Source organism: Paracoccus sp. DMF, from assembly GCF_004407025.1.
Lineage (GTDB): Bacteria > Pseudomonadota > Alphaproteobacteria > Rhodobacterales > Rhodobacteraceae > Paracoccus > Paracoccus aminovorans_B.
On record NZ_SOKV02000018.1, the window covers coordinates 1 to 16,377 of the forward strand.

A 16,377-nucleotide genomic window follows, 5' to 3' on the forward strand; every position below is an offset into this window, starting at 1 on the left:
CAATGCGCCGATCTTCACGAGGCGACCTCCCTGTTAGAGCTAGCAGCGATCTCTTAGCATCGCGCAACAATCTTTCACAAGAGCGCGAGGGCGCGGCTCATCCGTAAATGTTACGTAGCGTCGGAATCGTAATCGCTGACTAGCAGGTGGGTCGGCGGCTCGTCCTCGACGACATGGGCGAAGCGGCCGATGGGGGCGGCGAAGATATTGTCGGTCAGGTCGTCGTTCACGGTCGAGACCTCGCCGATCAGCACCGGCCCGCCCTCGGCCCAGAACTCGTGCCAGTCGCCCGGGCGCAGGGTGACGGATTCTCCGGGCGAAAGCCGCAGCACGCCGCCGGGCGCGATTTCGCGCGCGATGCCGTCGCAATCGACGCGGACGGGCGCGCGCCGGTCCATGCGCCCCTGCCCGTCCGAGCCGCAGAGCCGGATCGCCAGCACCGCGCCCGAGCGGTTGATGATATCCTCGGTCTTGATGGCATGGGTATGCATCGGGCTGATCTGGTTTTGCTGGCTGATCAGCAGCTTCTCGGCATAGACCATGCCCCTGCCCGCCTGCAGATCGGCCAGCCGGCCGTTGCGCAGCGTGAACAGGAACAGGCCCAGCCGGTCGAAATCGCCCTGGCCGTAATCGGTGATGTCCCAGCCCAGCCTTCCCTTGCGGATCGCCGGGGTGGCGCGGGCGCGGAACTCTTCGGGCGACCAATGCGCGAAGGGCGGCAGGTGGAAGCCGGCCCCGGCGATCATCTCGGCCGCCTCGGCCATGATGCGGTTGATGCGCGAACGCTGCATGTCATTCCCTCCCCCGGTGCCCTTGCGGCCGATGCCGGCATGAAAAGGCCTGCCCGATGCGAAGGCAAGGGGCAGGCTGCGGCTTGATCGCAGATCGGGATCAGGCGGCTTTCTGCTCGGCCTTGGCTTGCAGGCGGCGGGCGTGCAGCACCGGCTCGGTATAGCCCGAGGGCTGGACCCGGCCTAGGAAGACCAGGTCGCAGGCGGCCTGGAAGGCCACGCCGTCATAGCCCGGCGCCATCGGCCGATAGGCCGGGTCGCCTGCGTTCTGGCGGTCCACCACCAGCGCCATCTTGCGGAAGGCGTCCATGACCTGGCCCTGGGTCACGATGCCATGATGCAGCCAGTTCGCCAGCGCCTGGGCCGAGATGCGCAGCGTCGCCCGGTCCTCCATCAGCCCGATGTCGTGGATGTCGGGCACCTTGGAGCAGCCGACGCCCTGGTCCACCCAGCGCACCACATAGCCGAGGATGCCCTGGCAGTTGTTTTCCAGCTCGCGGGCGATTTCCTCGTCGCTGTAGTTGCGGCCGCCGGCCAACGGGATGGTCAGCAGGTCGTCGAGCCGCGCGGGCCGCTTCAGCGCCGCGATCTCGGCCTGGCGGGCGTGGACATCGACGCGATGGTAATGCGTCGCATGCAGGGTCGCGGCCGTCGGGCTGGGCACCCAGGCGGTATTGGCGCCGGCCATGGGATGGGCGATCTTCTCGGCCAGCATCTCGGCCATGCGGTCCGGGATCGCCCACATGCCCTTGCCGATCTGCGCGCGGCCGGAAAGGCCGCAGGCCAGGCCGATGTCGACGTTGCGATCCTCATAGGCCGAGATCCAGGGCTGGCCCTTCATCTCGCCCTTGGCGAGCATGGCGCCCGCCTCCATCGAGCTGTGGTATTCGTCGCCGGTGCGGTCCAGGAAGCCGGTGTTGATGAAGGCCAGCCGGTGCTTCGCGGCGCGGATGCATTCCTTGAGGTTGGCGCTGGTGCGGCGTTCCTCGTCCATGATGCCCAGCTTGACGGTGTGGCGCGGCAGGCCCAGCACGTCCTCGACATGATCGAAGATCGCGCTGGCGAAGGCCACTTCCTCGGGGCCGTGCATCTTGGGCTTCACCACATAGATCGAGCGGGTGACGGAGTTCGCGCCCCGGTCGAGGTCGCGCATGGCGCAAAGCGTGGTGACCATGGCGTCGAGCAGCCCCTCGAACACCTCGTTGCCGTCGCGGTCCAGCACGGCGGGGGTGGTCATCAGGTGGCCGACGTTGCGCACCAGCAGCAGCGCCCGGCCCTTGGCGGTGACGGTCGCGCCGTCCGGCGCGGTGAATTCCACGTCCGGGTTCAGCCGGCGGGTAAAGCTCTTGCCATTCTTCTGAACCTCTTCGGCCAGCGTGCCGTCCATCAGGCCCAGCCAGTTCGCATAGGCCAGCGTCTTGTCCTCGCCATCGACGCAGGCGACGGAATCCTCGCAGTCGATGATCGCGGACAGGGCGGATTCGATGACGATGTCGGAAATGCCGGCCTTGTCCTGCCCGCCGACCGGAGTCGCGGCGTCGATGACGATGCGGATCAGCAGGCCGTTGTTGCGCAGGAAGATGCTGGCGGGGCTGGCGGCATCGCCGATATGGCCGGCGAATTTCGCCGGATCGCGCAGCGCCGGGACCAGCGCGCCGTCCTTGACCGACAGCGCCTCGATGCCCGCCCAGGACCCTTCGGTCAGCGGCGCGGCGGTGTCGAGGAACTCGCGGCCCCAGGTGATCACCCGGGCGCCGCGGGTGGCGTCATAGCCCTTGGCCTGCGGCAGGTCGCCCATGGCATCGGTGCCGTAGAGCGCATCGTAAAGGCTGCCCCAGCGGGCGTTGGCGGCATTGAGCACATAGCGCGCATTGGTGATCGGCACCACCAGCTGCGGGCCGGCGATGCGGGCAAATTCCGGATCGGTCGCCGGGGTCTCGATCTGGAAATCCTCGCCCTCGGGCACCAGATAGCCGATCTCGGTCAGGAAATCACGGTATGCATCGGCATCCGCCGGCTGGCCGCGATGCGCGATATGCCAGGCGTCCAGCGCCGACTGGATCTCGTCGCGCTTGTCCAGCAGCGCCCGGTTCTTCGGCCCGAAATCGTGGATCAGCGTCGAGAGCCCTTCCCAGAAGCGGCGCGGCTCGACGCCGCTGCCCGGCAGCGCGTGATCGTTGATGAAGCTGGCCAGGGTCTGATCGACCCGCAACCCTGCCTTTTCGACGCGGCCCATCGCAGTTCCCTTTCCGTCTGTCAGTCGATTTGGTGCACCGTGGTATGCCAAAGCCGAGCAGCATTCAACCGGGCTGGGTTTATCCGAAAGCTATATTCACAGTTGCGCCAAAATTGAAAATCCGCCGCCCGGGATGCGGGCGACGGAAGCGATGCAAAGCCTTGCGATCAGTTGGTCGAAGGCGTGGTCGTGGTGTCGGTGCCGGCCGGCGGCGGGGTGGTCGGCGCGGTGGTCGCCGGTTCCTCGACCGAGACCGCGTCGTCCATCGCCTCGCCGGCGTTCTCGACGGCCTGGCCGGCGGCATCGGCCGCGCTATCGGCCGCGTTGGTCGCGGCATCGGCAGCCTCGCCCGCGGCATTGGCGGCGTCATTCGCCATGTCCTCGGCAGCCTCGGCGGCGTCCTGGGTGGCGTCGGTCACGGCGGCTCCGGCCGCTTCGCCGGCGTTCTCGGCGGCGGTAGCGGCCTCGCTCGCGGCCTCGCCGGCAGCGTCGGCCGCATTCTCGGCCGCGGCCGCGGCATCGTCGGCGGCAGCCTCGGCCTCGGCGGCCGGGGCGGTCGTGGTGGCGGTATCCGCCGGCGCGGTGGTGCTGGTGTCGGCCGGCGCGGTCGTGGTCACGGCGGCATCCTCGCCGGTGGTCGCGACCTCGTTGCGGCCCATGAAGTATTGCAGCACGAAATAGGCGATCGCCAGGGCCAGCAGGATGCCGATGATCAGCGGCAGCGGCGATGCGCGGCGCTCGACCGGTTCGACATAGGTTTCGGGCTTGCCGGCCGGGCGCTGGGGATCGTTCGGGTCGTAATTGGCCATCGGGAGTTCCTCGTTTTCGGGGTCCGGGTTCTTGTCTTCCGGTCTTTGCGACGACATGGCCAAGGGCAATCTGCACCCCGGGTTGCGAGCCGGCGCTTCCCGCACTAACACTTGGGTTTCGCACAAGTTCCCCTGTGCCAGCGATTTTTTTCACCTGCGGAAAGGTGCCTGGGCCATGACCGTCACGCAATATCTCGCCGACTGGCGTCCCTATCCCTTCGCGATCGGCGAAACCCGGCTGGAATTCGACCTTGCGCCGCGCGCGACGCGGGTGCGCTCGCAGATCGACTTCCGCCGCAGCGGTCCGGGCGATCTGGTGCTGGACGGCGCCGGGCTGAAGACCCTGTCGCTGGCCCTGGACGGCAAGCCGCTGGACCTCGGCCTGGCCGGCGCGGACCGCCTGATTATCCCCGCGGCCGACCTGCCCGACGCCTTCACCTTCGAGGCCGAGGTCGAGATCGACCCCGAGGCGAATACCGCGCTGGAGGGGCTTTACCTGTCGGGGGGCATGTTCTGCACGCAATGCGAGGCCGAGGGCTTTCGCCACATCACCTGGTATCCCGACCGCCCCGACGTGATGGCGCCCTTCCGCGTCACCATCAACGCGGACCAGCCGGTGCTCTTGTCGAACGGCAACCCGGTCTCGCAGGCGCCCGGCCGCGCGGTCTGGGTCGATCCCTGGCCGAAGCCGGCCTATCTGTTCGCGCTGGTCGCGGGCGACCTGCGCGCGATCCCGGACAGTTTCACCACAATCTCGGGCCGCAAGGTCGCCCTGAACGTCTGGGTGCGCCCGGGCGACGAGTCCCGCGCGGGCTATGCCATGGAAAGCCTGATCCGCTCGATGCGCTGGGACGAAGAGGCCTATGGCCGCGAATACGATCTCGACGTGTTCAATATCGTTGCCGTGGACGATTTCAACATGGGTGCGATGGAGAACAAGGGGCTGAACATCTTCAACTCCAAGCTGGTGCTGGCGACGGCCGAGACCGCGACCGATGGCGACTATGAGCGCATCGAGGGCGTGATCGGCCATGAATATTTCCACAACTGGACCGGCAATCGCATCACCTGCCGCGACTGGTTCCAGCTGTGCCTGAAAGAGGGGCTGACGGTCTTCCGCGACCAGCAGTTCACCAGCGCCATGCGCTCGGCCGCGGTCAAGCGCATCCAGGACGTGCAGACCCTGCGGGCGCGCCAGTTCCGCGAGGATGCCGGCCCGCTGTCGCACCCGCCGCGCCCGGATCACTACCAGGAAATCAACAACTTCTATACCGCCACGGTCTATGAAAAGGGCGCCGAGGTCATCGGCATGCTCAAGCGGCTGGTCGGGGACCAGGGCTATGCAGCGGCGCTGGACCTGTATTTCGCCCGCCACGACGGCCAGGCCTGCACCATCGAGGACTGGATCAAGGTCTTCGAGGATGCCACCGGGCGCGACCTCACGCAGTTCAAGCGCTGGTATACCGACGCCGGCACGCCGCGCCTGACGCTCTCCGAGGACTGGCAGGACGGCGCGCTGACCCTGAACTTCCGGCAGGAAACCGCGCCGACGCCGGGCCAGCCGCAGAAGCCGCCGCGCGTCATTCCCATCGCCATCGGCCTGATCGGCCCGAACGGCGACGAGGTGCTGCCGACCACGGTGCTGGAGATGACCGAAGCCGCGCAGAGCTTCCGCTTCGACGGCTTGGGCGCGCGGCCGGTGGTCTCGCTTTTGCGCGGCTTCTCGGCCCCGGTGACGGTCGCGCGCGAGATCACGGCGGAGGAGCAGGCGCTGCTTCTGGCCCATGACACCGACCCTTACGCGCGCTGGCAGGCCGGGCACGACCTGGCGCTGGACGCGCTGATCGCCGCGGCGCAAGGGGCGCAGGCCGGTGCCGGCTTCAGCCGCGCGCTCGCCGGGCTCTTGGACGATGCCGAGGCCGACCCGGCCTTCGCCGCGCTGTGCCTGGCGCTGCCGGGCGAGGAAGAGATCGCCACCACCATCGCCGCCCGCGGCGCCACCCCCGACCCCGACGCGATCCACGCCGCGCGCGAGGCGCTGGCCCGCGACATCGCCGCCGCGCATGAACCCGCGCTGGCCCGGCTTTACGAGGCGATGGCCGACGCCGGCCCCTATCGCCCGGATGCCGAGGGCGCGGCCCGGCGCAGCCTGCGCCTCGCCTGCCTGGGTTATCTCAACCGCCTCGACACCGGCGCCCGGGCCGAGGCGCTGTTCGACGCGGCCGGGAACATGACCGAACGGCAGGGCGCGCTGGAAAGCCTGATCGCCGCCGGCCGCGACAGCCGGGCGCTGGCCGATTTCGCGCGGGAATTCGCCGAAAACCGGCTGGTGATGGACAAGTGGTTCATGGTCCAGCCGCTGCGCGCCGCGCCCGGTCGGGCGGTGGCGCGGGCGCGGGATCTGGCGGCGCGGCCGAATTTCGACTGGAAGAACCCGAACCGCTTCCGCGCGCTGATCGGCGGGTTGACCGCGAACCATGCCGCCTTCCACGCGGCGGACGGCTCGGGCTATGACTTCGTCGCGGAATGGCTGATGCGGCTCGACCCGGTAAACCCGCAGACCACCGCGCGCATGTCCACGGCCTTCGAGACCATCGCGCGCTACGACGCCGCCCGGCAGGCCCATGCCCGCGCCGCGCTGGAACGCATCGCCGCCCTGGACGGGCTGTCGCGCAATACCAGCGAGATGGTTACGCGCATCCTTGCCGGTCTGGCATGAGCCTTGACGAACCGCTCTTGCGGGCATCCGGAGCGCACGGCAATACTGCCGGCATGGATGCCCGCGAGGACATGACCCAACGCCTTGATCCGCTGATCGCCGAGCGGGCGCCATGGCTTTTTTCCGGCCGCTGGCATCACGCCGCGGCGCGCCGGGCGCTGATGTGGCTCTTGCGCTATCCGCGCACGCTGGATCTTGCCGCCGAATATCGCGACCTGCCCACCGACGAGATCATGCGCCGGCTGGCGACGCTGATCGTGCGCGACCTGCAGGTCGAGGGGCTGGAGCAGATCCCCGCCACCGGCCCGGCGCTGATCGTGTCGAACCACCCGACCGGCATCGCCGACGGCATCGTGCTGAACGCGGTGATCGCGGCGGTGCGCGACGACCTGTTCATCTATGCCAACCACGACATCCTGCGCATCCTGCCGCAGTTCGAAAGCCTGGTGGCGCCGGTCGAATGGCGGATCGACAAGCGCAGCCACGCCAAGACCCGGGCGACGATGGACTATACCCGCGCGGCGCTTGAAAGGGGCCGGATCGGGCTGATCTTCCCCTCGGGCCGGCTGGCAAAGCGCCGCGGCTTGCAGCTGGACGAACGGCCCTGGATGGCCAGCGCGGCGATGATCGCGCGGAAATTCGACGTGCCGGTGATTCCGCTGCGCATCCGGGCGCGCAATTCGGCGCTGTTCTACCTGCTCGACGCGATCCACCCGACGCTGCGCGACGTGACGCTGTTCAACGAGGTGCTGAACAAGGCCGGCCAGCCCTTCCGCGTCACCGTCGGCGCGCCGATCCTGCCCGCTACCCTGCCCAGCCGCAGCGAGGACAGCATCGCCGCCCTGCGCGACGCGGTTCTGGCCCTGCCCGCCCCGGGCGCCGGTGCCGCGCGGCTGTCGCAGCTGCGCCGGCTGTCTCAGGGCCGGCATGCGCTGGTCAAGGCGCGGCCGATCGACTAGGCGCAGTTCTCGCGGGCGTCGCCGTCGCAGGGTATTTTCAAAACGGAAAGAACAAGAAGCAAGCACCCCAGGCTTCAGACTTTCCGTTTTCCAAATACCCCGGCAAGGGCGACGTTCCGCTGCGGCGGCATGATACGCGGCGCGTCACACCACCATGTCGTCGCGATGGATCAGCGCGGCGCGGCCGGGATAGCCCAGGATCGCCGGGATCTCGTCGCTGCGGTGGCCGGCGATGGCGCGGGCCTCGGTCGAGGCATAACGCACCAGGCCCGAGGCGAGCCGCGCGCCGTCATGGTTCAGCACCACCACCGGATCGCCACGGCCGAAGCGGCCGGCGACGGCGGTGACGCCGGCCGGCAGCAGCGACTTGCCCTGCCCCAGTGCCCGGGCCGCGCCGGCGTCGACGGTGATCTCGCCCTTGGGCTTCATGGCCGCGATCCAGCGCTTGCGCGCCGCCTGCGGGTCGGTGTCGGGCAGGAACCAGGTCACGCGCGCCCCCCCTGCCACCGCCGCAAGCGGGTTCAGCACCGAGCCCTCGGCGATGGCCATGGCGCAGCCGCCGGCGACCGCGGTCCGCGCCGCCATCAGCTTGGTCTTCATGCCGCCTTTCGACAGGCCCGAGATCGGGTCGCCGCCCATGGCCTCGATTTCGGGGGTGATCTGCTCGACCACCGCCAGGTGCCGGGCGGTCGGGTCGGTCTTGGGATTGGCGGTATAGAGCCCGTCCACGTCCGAGAGCAGCAAGAGCTGGTCCGCCCCGCAGGTCACCGCGATCTGCGCCGCCAGACGGTCGTTGTCGCCGAAGCGGATCTCGTCGGTGGCCACGGTGTCGTTCTCGTTCACGATCGGCACCGTGCCGAGGCCCAGGAGCGTCTGCATCGTCGCGCGGCTGTTGAGATAGCGGCGCCGGTCGGTGGTATCGTCGAGCGTCACCAGCAGCTGTGCGGTCTTGACGCCATGCGGGGCCAGCGCCTCTTCATAGGCGCGGGCCAGGCGGATCTGCCCGACCGCTGCCGCCGCCTGCGACTGTTCGACCCGCAGCGGGCCGGCCGGCAGCTCCAGCACCAGCCGCCCCAGCGCGATGGCGCCCGAGGAGACCAGCACCACGTCCGTGCCCCGCGCCCGCGCCTCGGCCACGTCGTCGCAAAGCGCGCGCAGCCATTCGGTGCGCAGCCCGTTGCCATCGACCAGCAGCGCCGAGCCGATCTTGACCACCAGCCGCTGCGCCCGGTCCAGTTCGGGGATCAGGGCTGCCACGGCTTGTCTTCCTCGGCCACGGCCGGCCCGCGCGAGGGCAGGATCTGCGCCCAGAGCGCGCGCAGCACCTCGGGCACGCCCTGGCGCGAGACGCCAGACATCAGCAGCACCGGCCCGCCGATCTCGGCTTCCAGCGCGGCCTTGCGCTCGGCCAGGGTCTCGGCGTCCAGCGCGTCGATCTTGTTCAGCGCCGTCACCCGCGGCTTTTCGGCCAGGGCCGGGGAATAGGCCTGAAGCTCGGTCAGGATGGTGCGGGCGTCCTGGGCCACGTCCTCGGCGGTGCCGTCGATCAGGTGCAGGAGCACGCGCGAGCGTTCGACATGGCCCAGGAACTGGTCGCCAAGGCCGCGGCCCTCGCTCGCGCCTTCGATCAGGCCGGGAATGTCGGCCATGACGAATTCATGCCCGTCGATGCCGACCACGCCCAGGTTCGGGTGCAGCGTGGTAAAGGGATAATCGGCGATCTTGGGCCGCGCGTTCGACACCGCCGCAAGGAAGGTGGATTTCCCGGCATTGGGCAGCCCGACAAGGCCCGCGTCGGCGATCAGCTTCAGCCGCAGCCACAGCGTGCGCTCGATGCCCTCCTGCCCCGGATTGGCATTGCGCGGCGCGCGGTTGGTCGAGCTCTTGAAATGCAGGTTGCCGAAACCGCCGTTGCCGCCCTTGGCCAGAAGCACGCGCTGCCCGGGTTCGGTCAGGTCGGCGATCACGGTTTCCTGGTCCTCCTCCAGGATCTCGGTGCCGACGGGCACGCGCAGCACGATGTCGTCACCGCTGGCGCCGGTGCGCTGCGCGCCCATGCCGTGCTGGCCCGACCTGGCGAAGAAATGCTGCTGGAAGCGGAAGTCGATCAGCGTGTTCAGCCCGCCCACCGCCTCGGCCCAGACGTCGCCGCCTCGGCCGCCGTCGCCGCCATCCGGGCCGCCGTATTCGACGAATTTCTCGCGGCGGAAGGACACGCAGCCGGCGCCACCCCCGCCCGAGCGGACATAGACCTTGGCGAGATCGAGGAATTTCACGGGCAGCACCTCTGGGATTGGCAAGTCACCGGGATAGTCAGATCGCGACCCGGGTTCAAGGGCGGCGTGACTTTCCGCCCCGCGCCGGCTTAGATGGGGCCAGATTCGCCGGAGCCGCCCATGCCGATCAGCACCTATGCCACGCTTTTCACCGCCATCACGCTGGAGGTCATCGGCACGACCTTCCTGCAACGCAGCCAGCAGTTCACCCAGCTCGTGCCGACGCTGGCTATGGGGCTGTGCTATGCGGCCTCGTTCTATTTCCTGTCGCATGCGCTGCGCAGCATGCCGCTGGGCATCGCCTATGCGATCTGGAGCGGGCTCGGCATCGTGCTGGTGTCGCTGATCGGACTGGTGGGCTTCGGCCAGAAGCTGGACCTGGCTGCGGTGATCGGTCTTTCGCTGATCGTCGGCGGCGTGGTGGTGGTCAACCTGTTCTCGAACAGCGTCTCGCATTGAGCGGGCCTTAACTTTTCCGCAAGGAAGGCTAGATAATGTCGAAAGGAGGGTCCGATGATCCACTTCGACAACAGCTATGCCCGGCTGCCCCAGGGCTTCTTCACCCGCACCCATCCGACGCCGGTGCGCGATCCGCAGCTGGTGGCGCTGAACCGTCCGCTGGCCGAACGGCTGGGCCTGGATGCCGATTGGCTCGCCGGCCCCGAGGGCATCGCCATGCTGGCCGGCAACGCCCTGCCCGAGGGCGCCGAGCCCATCGCCCAGGCCTATGCCGGCCACCAGTTCGGCGGTTTCGTGCCGCAGCTGGGCGACGGCCGCGCCGTGCTCTTGGGCGAGGTGGTGGCGCCGGACGGCGCGCGCTTCGACATCCAGCTGAAGGGCGCCGGGCCCACGCCCTTCTCGCGCCGGGGCGACGGCCGGGCCTGGCTGGGGCCGGTGCTGCGCGAATACCTGGTCAGCGAATTCATGGCGGCCTGCGGCATCCCGACCACGCGGGCGCTGGCCGCCGTCGCCACCGGCGAGCAGGTGATCCGCGAGACCCTGCTGCCCGGCGCGGTGCTGACCCGCGTTGCCGCGAGCCATATCCGCGTCGGCACCTTCGAATTCTATGCCGCGCGCGGCGACCGCGACCGGCTGCAACTGCTGGCCGATCACGTCATCGCCCGGCACTATCCGGCTGCGGCCGACGCCGGCGAACTGCTGGAGGCCGTAGTGGCGCGGCAGGCCGCGACCATCGCCGGCTGGATGGCGCTCGGCTTCATCCACGGGGTGATGAACACCGACAACATGGCGGTCTCGGGCGAGACCATCGACTATGGCCCCTGCGCTTTCATGGACGAATACCGGCCGGACAAGGTGTTCTCCTCGATCGACGCCCATGGCCGCTATGCCTGGCGCGAGCAGCCGAACATCGCGGTCTGGAACCTGGCGCAGCTCGCAAGCTGCCTGGTGCCGCTGATGGGCAATGACGATGCCGCGGTCGAGCGCGCGACCCGCATCGTGCACGGCTTCCCCGAGATCTATCAGCGCGAATGGCTGGCCCGCTTTGCCGCCAAGCTGGGCATTTCCGATCCGCGCCCCGAGGATCGCGCCCTGGTCGAGCGCCTGCTGACGCTGATGGCCGAGGCGCGGGCGGATTTCACCCGCAGCTTCGACGGGCTGTCGGACGGCGTGGCGCGGGCCGAGCTCGCCGATCCGGCCGGTTTCGACGCCTGGGTCGTCGACTGGCAGGCCCGCATCGCCGGGCTCGCGGATGCCCAGGCGGTGATGGCCGCGGCCAATCCGCGCCGCATCCCCAGGAACCACCGCATCGAGGCGGTGATCGCCGCCGCCCGAGACGGCGACTATGCACCGTTCCACGCGCTTGACGCGGCGCTGCGCGAGCCCTTGCAGGATCGCCCGGAATGGGACAGCTTTGCCCTGGCGCCGCGGCCCGAGGAACTGGTCCAGCGCACCTTCTGCGGCACCTGAAGAACGACAGGCCCCATGGCGAAAAGTCCCGACCATCTGCGACTGGCCAGCTATAACCTGCACAAATGCCGCGGCATGACCGGCCCGCATGCGCCCGAACGCAATCTTGCCGTGATCGCCGAGCTCGGCGCCGATGTCATCGCGCTGCAAGAGGTCGATTTCCGCTTCGGCGCCCGGCCCGAGGCGCTGCCGCGGGCGCTGATCGAGCGCACCACCGGCATGGTGCCCGCGCCCTTTCTCGGCACCGGCGAGAATTCGCTGGGCTGGCACGGCCAGACCATCCTTCTGCGCCCCGAACTGCGCGACAAGGCCGAGATCCGCCGCCTGCCCCTGCCCGGGATCGAGCCGCGCGGCGCCTTGGTGCTGCGCCTGCCCGGGCTGACGGTGGTGGCGATGCACCTGGGCCTGATGCGTTCCTCCCGCCGGGCGCAGCTGTCGCGCATCATCGCCCAGGCCCGGCGCATCGGCCACGACCGCATGGTGCTGACCGGCGATTTCAACGAATGGCACGATTCGCGCGGGCTCGAGGCGCTGGAGCCCTTGCGCATCGTCACCCCCGGCCCCAGTTGGCCCGCGCCGTTTCCGCGGCTGCGCTACGACCGTTTCGCCATGTCGCGCAGCATCGAGCTGCGGGATTGCGGCGTCCTTGACAGCGACATGGCCCGGCAGGCCTCGGACCACCTGCCGGTCTGGGCCGACCTGGTGGTCGATGCGCATGAGGACGTGCCGCGCGGCTATCGCCCGGCCCGCATCACCTCGCGCATCCCCGGCGAGGATGATGCCGCAACGGAATAATGGCGCTTTTCCGGGCCGGCCCGCTCGGCTAAACAACGCCCAACCATTGTCACGAGAGGGACGGAAGCCATGACGGCCATCATCGACATCTTTGCGCGCGAGATTCTGGACAGCCGGGGCAACCCGACGGTCGAGGTCGACGTGACGCTGGAGGACGGCACCATGGGCCGCGCCGCGGTGCCCTCGGGCGCCTCGACCGGCGCGCATGAGGCGGTGGAAAAGCGCGACGGCGACAAGGCGCGCTACATGGGCAAGGGCGTGCTGGAGGCGGTCAATGCGGTCAATGGCGAGATCGCCGAGAACCTGATCGGCGAGGACGCGACCGACCAGATCGGCATCGACCGGCTGATGATCGAGCTCGACGGCACCCCGAACAAGGGCCGCCTGGGCGCCAATGCCATCCTGGGCGTGTCGCTGGCCGCCGCCAAGGCCGCGGCCGAAGCCTCGGCGCAGCCGCTCTACCGCTATGTCGGCGGCACGGGCGCGCATGTGCTGCCGGTGCCGATGATGAACATCATCAACGGCGGCGAACATGCCGACAACCCGATCGACATTCAGGAATTCATGATCATGCCGGTTTCGGCGGAGAACATCCGCGAAGCCGTGCGCATGGGCTCCGAGGTGTTCCACACGCTGAAGAAGGAACTCTCGGCGGCGGGTCTCGCCACCGGTGTCGGCGACGAGGGCGGCTTCGCGCCGAACCTCAGCTCGACCCGCGACGCGCTGGACTTCATTCTGAAGGCTATCGAAAAGGCCGGCTACGCGCCCGGCGACGACATCATGCTGGCGCTGGACTGCGCCTCGACCGAGTATTTCAAGGGCGGCAAATACGAGATGAAGGGCGAGGGCAAATCCCTCACCCCCGCCGAAAACGTCGCCTACCTGGAGGCGCTCTGCAACGACTACCCGATCCTGTCGATCGAGGACGGCTGCTCCGAGGACGACTGGGACGGCTGGAAACTGCTGACCGAGCGCCTGGGCGACCGCGTGCAGCTGGTCGGCGACGACCTCTTCGTGACCAACCCGGCCCGCCTGGCCGAGGGCATCGCCAAGGGCTGCGCCAACTCGCTGCTGGTGAAGGTGAACCAGATCGGCACGCTGACCGAGACGCTGGACGCGGTGCGCATGGCCGACCGCGCCCGCTATACCTCGGTGATGTCGCACCGCTCGGGCGAAACCGAGGACGCCACCATCGCCGACCTGGCCGTGGCGACGAACTGCGGCCAGATCAAGACCGGCTCGCTGGCGCGCTCGGACCGGCTGGCGAAATACAACCAGCTGATCCGCATCGAGGAAATGCTGGGCGCCTCGGCGGTCTATGCCGGGCGCTCGATCCTGCGCGCCTGATCGGCAGCGCCGGAAAACAAGCAAGGGCGGCGCGCAAGCCGCCCTTTTTCATATCCACCAGCGATGGGTCAGGGCGAAGCGCGTCAGGGCCAGCCGCTTGCGGAACTCCGACACCTGCGCCCCGGCCAGGGCCTCGATGCCGCGCGGCGCCGCCTCCAGCACGGCCTTTACCTGCGCGCCCGGAAACAGCACCGGCGCCAGCGCGCGCGGCACCGCGCGCCGCCCGGCCCGCGCCTCGGCCAGCTTCGCCCGCGCCATGCCGGCAATCTCGGCCAGCACCGGCGCCGAGGGCTGCCAAAGCCCCAGTCCCAGCCCCTGCAAGGCCGGCAAAGCCGCAAGCCAGGCAACCAGCCCTGCCCCCTCGGCTTGTGCTGCAATCACCTCCCCGACCGGATTTCTTTCTTGGACAAATATCCCACGGGGGTCCGGGGGTGTGAAACCCCCGGCAGCAACCCGGGCAGCCAGAGCGGGCGTCGCCGCCTTCGGCCCATCGAGGGCCTCGGCGGCGAACAAGACCAGCGGCACCGCCGTTTCCCGCACATAGGCCGCGACCGCTTCAGGCCCGCCATGCGGCTCGCGCGCCGCATCGCGCCGGCGCGGCTCGGCCAAACCGGCAAAGGCGCCGGCCCGATCGCCCCAGGCCTCGGCCAGCGGCGTCAGCAATTCATGCGACGGGCGCTGGCCCTGCCCGATCGCCTCCAGCCGCTCGATCCACCATTGCAGCCGCATCTCGGCGATCAGCGGCTCGTTCGAGGCCAGCGGCGCCCGCGCCAGCTCCAGGTTCAGCGCATAGAGCGTCAGCAGCTTCGGCCGCGCCTCGACCGGGGCCAGCAGGCAGATGCCGAAGCGCTCGGGGTCATGGGCGCGCAGGTTTTCGGCGCAGGCGTCAAGGCTCATGCCGGACCGACCCCGTCGCGGATCAGCTTCCAGCGGATCGCGTCGACCAGCGCCTCGAAACTGGCATCGACGATATTGGGCGAAACGCCGACCGTGGACCAGCGGTTGCCATGGCCGTCGGCGCTGTCGATGATGACGCGGGTCGCGGCATCGGTGCCGCCGCCGGTGATGCGGACGCGGAAATCGACCAGATGCATGTCGTCGATGGCGGCCTGATAGGGGCCCAGATCCTTGGCGAGCGCCCGCCACAAGGCGTTGACCGGGCCGCGATCCTGCCCTTCGCCATCCATGCTTTCGCTGACCGAGAGCATGCGCTCGCCGCCGATCTCGACCACCACCACCGCCTCGGAAACCGAGATGCGTTTTCCCAGCGCGTTCGTCCTGCGCTCGACGGTGACGCGATAGCGCTCGACGTCGAAGAATTGCTGCATCCGTCCCAGTTCGGCCAGCGCCAGCAACTCGAAACTGGCCTGCGCGCCGTCATAGGCATAGCCCTGATCCTCGCGCGCCTTGACCAGGTCCAGGATCCGCGCCAGCGCCGGGTCGTCGCGGGCGATCTCGATCCCGGCATCCGCCAGACGCGCACGCAGGTTCGACTGCCCGGCCTGGTTCGACATCGGGATCACCCGCTCGTTGCCGACCGCAGCCGGCTCGACATGCTCATAGGTCGCCGGATTCTTCAGGATGGCGCTGGCATGCAGCCCGGCCTTGTGGGCAAAGGCCGAGGTGCCGACATAGGGCGCGGCACGCGCCGGCGCGCGGTTCAGGATCTCGTCGAGCCGGCGCGAGATCCGGGTCATCTCGGAAAGCCCCGTCAACCCGGTCTCATAGGCCGAGGCATAGGGTTGTTTCAGCAAGAGCGTCGGGATCAGCGTCGTCAGGCTGGCATTGCCGCAGCGCTCGCCAAGGCCGTTCAGCGTGCCCTGGATCTGCCGCGCCCCGGCATCGACGGCGGCCAGCGTGCAGGCGACCGCGTTGCCGGTGTCGTCATGGGTGTGGATGCCCAGGCGCTCGCCCGGGATGCCCGCCGCGATCACCGCGCGCGTGACCTGCCCCACGCGGTCGGGCAGCGTGCCGCCATTGGTGTCGCACAGCACCAGCCAGCGCGCGCCCGCCTCCAGCGCCACCCGCAGGCAGCGGATCGCGTAATCCGCATCCTCGGCATGGCCGTCGAAGAAATGCTCGGCATCGAACAGCGCCTCGCGGCCCTGGGCCACCAGATGCGCGACCGAGGCGCGGATGTTCTCGAGGTTCTCCTCCAACGTGATCCCCAGCGCCTCGCGGACGTGAAAGGGATGGGTCTTGCCGACGATGCAGACCGCCGGCGTCCCCGCATCCAGCACCGCCGCCAGCACGTCGTCGTTCTGGGCCGAGCGCCCGGCCCGCTTGGTCATGCCGAAGGCGGTCATGGTTGCGCGGGTCGGGGGCGCCGCGGCGAAGAAATCGCTGTCGGTCGGATTGGCCCCCGGCCAGCCACCCTCGATGTAATCGACGCCCAGGCTGTCCAGCATCAGGGCAATCTCGGCCTTCTCGGCGGCCGAGAACTGCACGCCCTGGGTCTGCTGCCCGTCGCGCAGGGTGGTGTCGTAAAGGTAAAGTCGCTCGCGCGGCATCGGGGT

13 protein-coding genes are annotated in these 16,377 nt (G+C 69.1%); 6 read left to right on the forward strand and 7 right to left on the reverse strand.

Annotation, left to right across the window (positions count from 1 at the left end):
- Nucleotides 1-110 precede the first annotated feature (110 nt).
- The 3 genes from E3D03_RS11195 to E3D03_RS11205 all read right to left on the reverse strand — a co-directional run bounded on the left by E3D03_RS11195 (nt 111) and on the right by E3D03_RS11205 (nt 3,836).
- On the reverse strand, nt 111-791 hold the full coding sequence (locus tag E3D03_RS11195) for a D-lyxose/D-mannose family sugar isomerase (RefSeq protein ID WP_263567035.1): 681 nt from the start codon (nt 789-791) through the stop codon (nt 111-113).
- 100 nt (nt 792-891) lie between these two features.
- A complete protein-coding gene (locus tag E3D03_RS11200; protein WP_263567036.1) occupies nt 892-3,027 on the reverse strand; it encodes a malate synthase G in 2,136 nt (711 codons plus the stop codon).
- A gap of 167 nt (nt 3,028-3,194) precedes the next feature.
- Nucleotides 3,195-3,836 carry a hypothetical protein gene (locus E3D03_RS11205; protein WP_263567037.1) on the reverse strand — a complete coding sequence of 214 codons (642 nt, stop codon included), beginning with the start codon at nt 3,834-3,836 and terminating at the stop codon, nt 3,195-3,197.
- 175 nt (nt 3,837-4,011) lie between these two features.
- Here E3D03_RS11205 and pepN point away from each other — a divergent pair, with 175 nt between their 5' ends.
- Nucleotides 4,012-6,555 carry an aminopeptidase N gene (pepN, locus tag E3D03_RS11210; RefSeq protein ID WP_263567038.1) on the forward strand — a complete coding sequence of 848 codons (2,544 nt, stop codon included), beginning with the start codon at nt 4,012-4,014 and terminating at the stop codon, nt 6,553-6,555.
- 53 nt (nt 6,556-6,608) lie between these two features.
- Entirely contained in the window at nt 6,609-7,514 is a 906-nt protein-coding gene (locus E3D03_RS11215) for a 1-acyl-sn-glycerol-3-phosphate acyltransferase (protein WP_062560665.1), read from the forward strand.
- 144 nt (nt 7,515-7,658) lie between these two features.
- Here the strand turns inward: E3D03_RS11215 and proB are convergent, their stop codons facing one another.
- Both proB and obgE read right to left on the reverse strand, forming a co-directional pair.
- Nucleotides 7,659-8,771, reverse strand: coding sequence for a glutamate 5-kinase (gene proB, locus E3D03_RS11220; RefSeq protein WP_263567039.1), 1,113 nt, complete (start codon nt 8,769-8,771; stop codon nt 7,659-7,661).
- Entirely contained in the window at nt 8,759-9,790 is a 1,032-nt protein-coding gene (gene obgE / locus E3D03_RS11225) for a GTPase ObgE (protein WP_263567040.1), read from the reverse strand. The genes proB and obgE overlap by 13 nt, the downstream gene beginning before the upstream one ends.
- A gap of 120 nt (nt 9,791-9,910) precedes the next feature.
- Between obgE and E3D03_RS11230 the strand changes: the two genes are divergently transcribed.
- The 4 genes from E3D03_RS11230 to eno all read left to right on the forward strand — a co-directional run bounded on the left by E3D03_RS11230 (nt 9,911) and on the right by eno (nt 13,861).
- Nucleotides 9,911-10,249: a DMT family transporter gene (locus E3D03_RS11230; protein WP_062560667.1), complete on the forward strand. Its 339-nt coding sequence runs from the start codon at nt 9,911-9,913 to the stop codon at nt 10,247-10,249.
- A gap of 54 nt (nt 10,250-10,303) precedes the next feature.
- Nucleotides 10,304-11,719, forward strand: a complete 1,416-nt coding sequence (locus E3D03_RS11235; RefSeq protein WP_263567041.1) for a protein adenylyltransferase SelO — start codon at nt 10,304-10,306, stop codon at nt 11,717-11,719.
- A 15-nt stretch (nt 11,720-11,734) separates the two neighbouring features.
- Entirely contained in the window at nt 11,735-12,514 is a 780-nt protein-coding gene (locus tag E3D03_RS11240; protein ID WP_263567042.1) for an endonuclease/exonuclease/phosphatase family protein, read from the forward strand.
- 69 nt (nt 12,515-12,583) lie between these two features.
- Nucleotides 12,584-13,861: a phosphopyruvate hydratase gene (eno, locus tag E3D03_RS11245; protein ID WP_263567043.1), complete on the forward strand. Its 1,278-nt coding sequence runs from the start codon at nt 12,584-12,586 to the stop codon at nt 13,859-13,861.
- Nucleotides 13,862-13,909: 48 nt separating this feature from the next.
- Here the strand turns inward: eno and E3D03_RS11250 are convergent, their stop codons facing one another.
- Nucleotides 13,910-14,758 (reverse strand): squalene/phytoene synthase family protein, encoded by an 849-nt coding sequence (locus E3D03_RS11250; protein WP_263567044.1) that lies wholly within the window; start codon nt 14,756-14,758, stop codon nt 13,910-13,912.
- Entirely contained in the window at nt 14,755-16,371 is a 1,617-nt protein-coding gene (gene cimA, locus E3D03_RS11255; protein WP_263567045.1) for a citramalate synthase, read from the reverse strand. Before cimA ends, E3D03_RS11250 begins: the two co-directional genes overlap by 4 nt.
- Nucleotides 16,372-16,377: the final 6 nt, after the last annotated feature.

Bases quoted from the DNA above. Each gene is read 5' to 3' on its own strand.
- E3D03_RS11195 (WP_263567035.1), bottom strand. From the start codon at position 791: ATGCAGCGTTCGCGCATCAACCGCATCATGGCCGAGGCGGCCGAGATG.
- E3D03_RS11200 (WP_263567036.1), bottom strand. From the start codon at position 3,027: ATGGGCCGCGTCGAAAAGGCAGGGTTGCGGGTCGATCAGACCCTGGCC.
- E3D03_RS11205 (WP_263567037.1), bottom strand. From the start codon at position 3,836: ATGGCCAATTACGACCCGAACGATCCCCAGCGCCCGGCCGGCAAGCCC.
- pepN (WP_263567038.1), top strand. From the start codon at position 4,012: ATGACCGTCACGCAATATCTCGCCGACTGGCGTCCCTATCCCTTCGCG.
- E3D03_RS11215 (WP_062560665.1), top strand. From the start codon at position 6,609: ATGGATGCCCGCGAGGACATGACCCAACGCCTTGATCCGCTGATCGCC.
- E3D03_RS11230 (WP_062560667.1), top strand. From the start codon at position 9,911: ATGCCGATCAGCACCTATGCCACGCTTTTCACCGCCATCACGCTGGAG.
- E3D03_RS11235 (WP_263567041.1), top strand. From the start codon at position 10,304: ATGATCCACTTCGACAACAGCTATGCCCGGCTGCCCCAGGGCTTCTTC.
- E3D03_RS11240 (WP_263567042.1), top strand. From the start codon at position 11,735: ATGGCGAAAAGTCCCGACCATCTGCGACTGGCCAGCTATAACCTGCAC.
- eno (WP_263567043.1), top strand. From the start codon at position 12,584: ATGACGGCCATCATCGACATCTTTGCGCGCGAGATTCTGGACAGCCGG.
- E3D03_RS11250 (WP_263567044.1), bottom strand. From the start codon at position 14,758: ATGAGCCTTGACGCCTGCGCCGAAAACCTGCGCGCCCATGACCCCGAG.
- cimA (WP_263567045.1), bottom strand. From the start codon at position 16,371: ATGCCGCGCGAGCGACTTTACCTTTACGACACCACCCTGCGCGACGGG.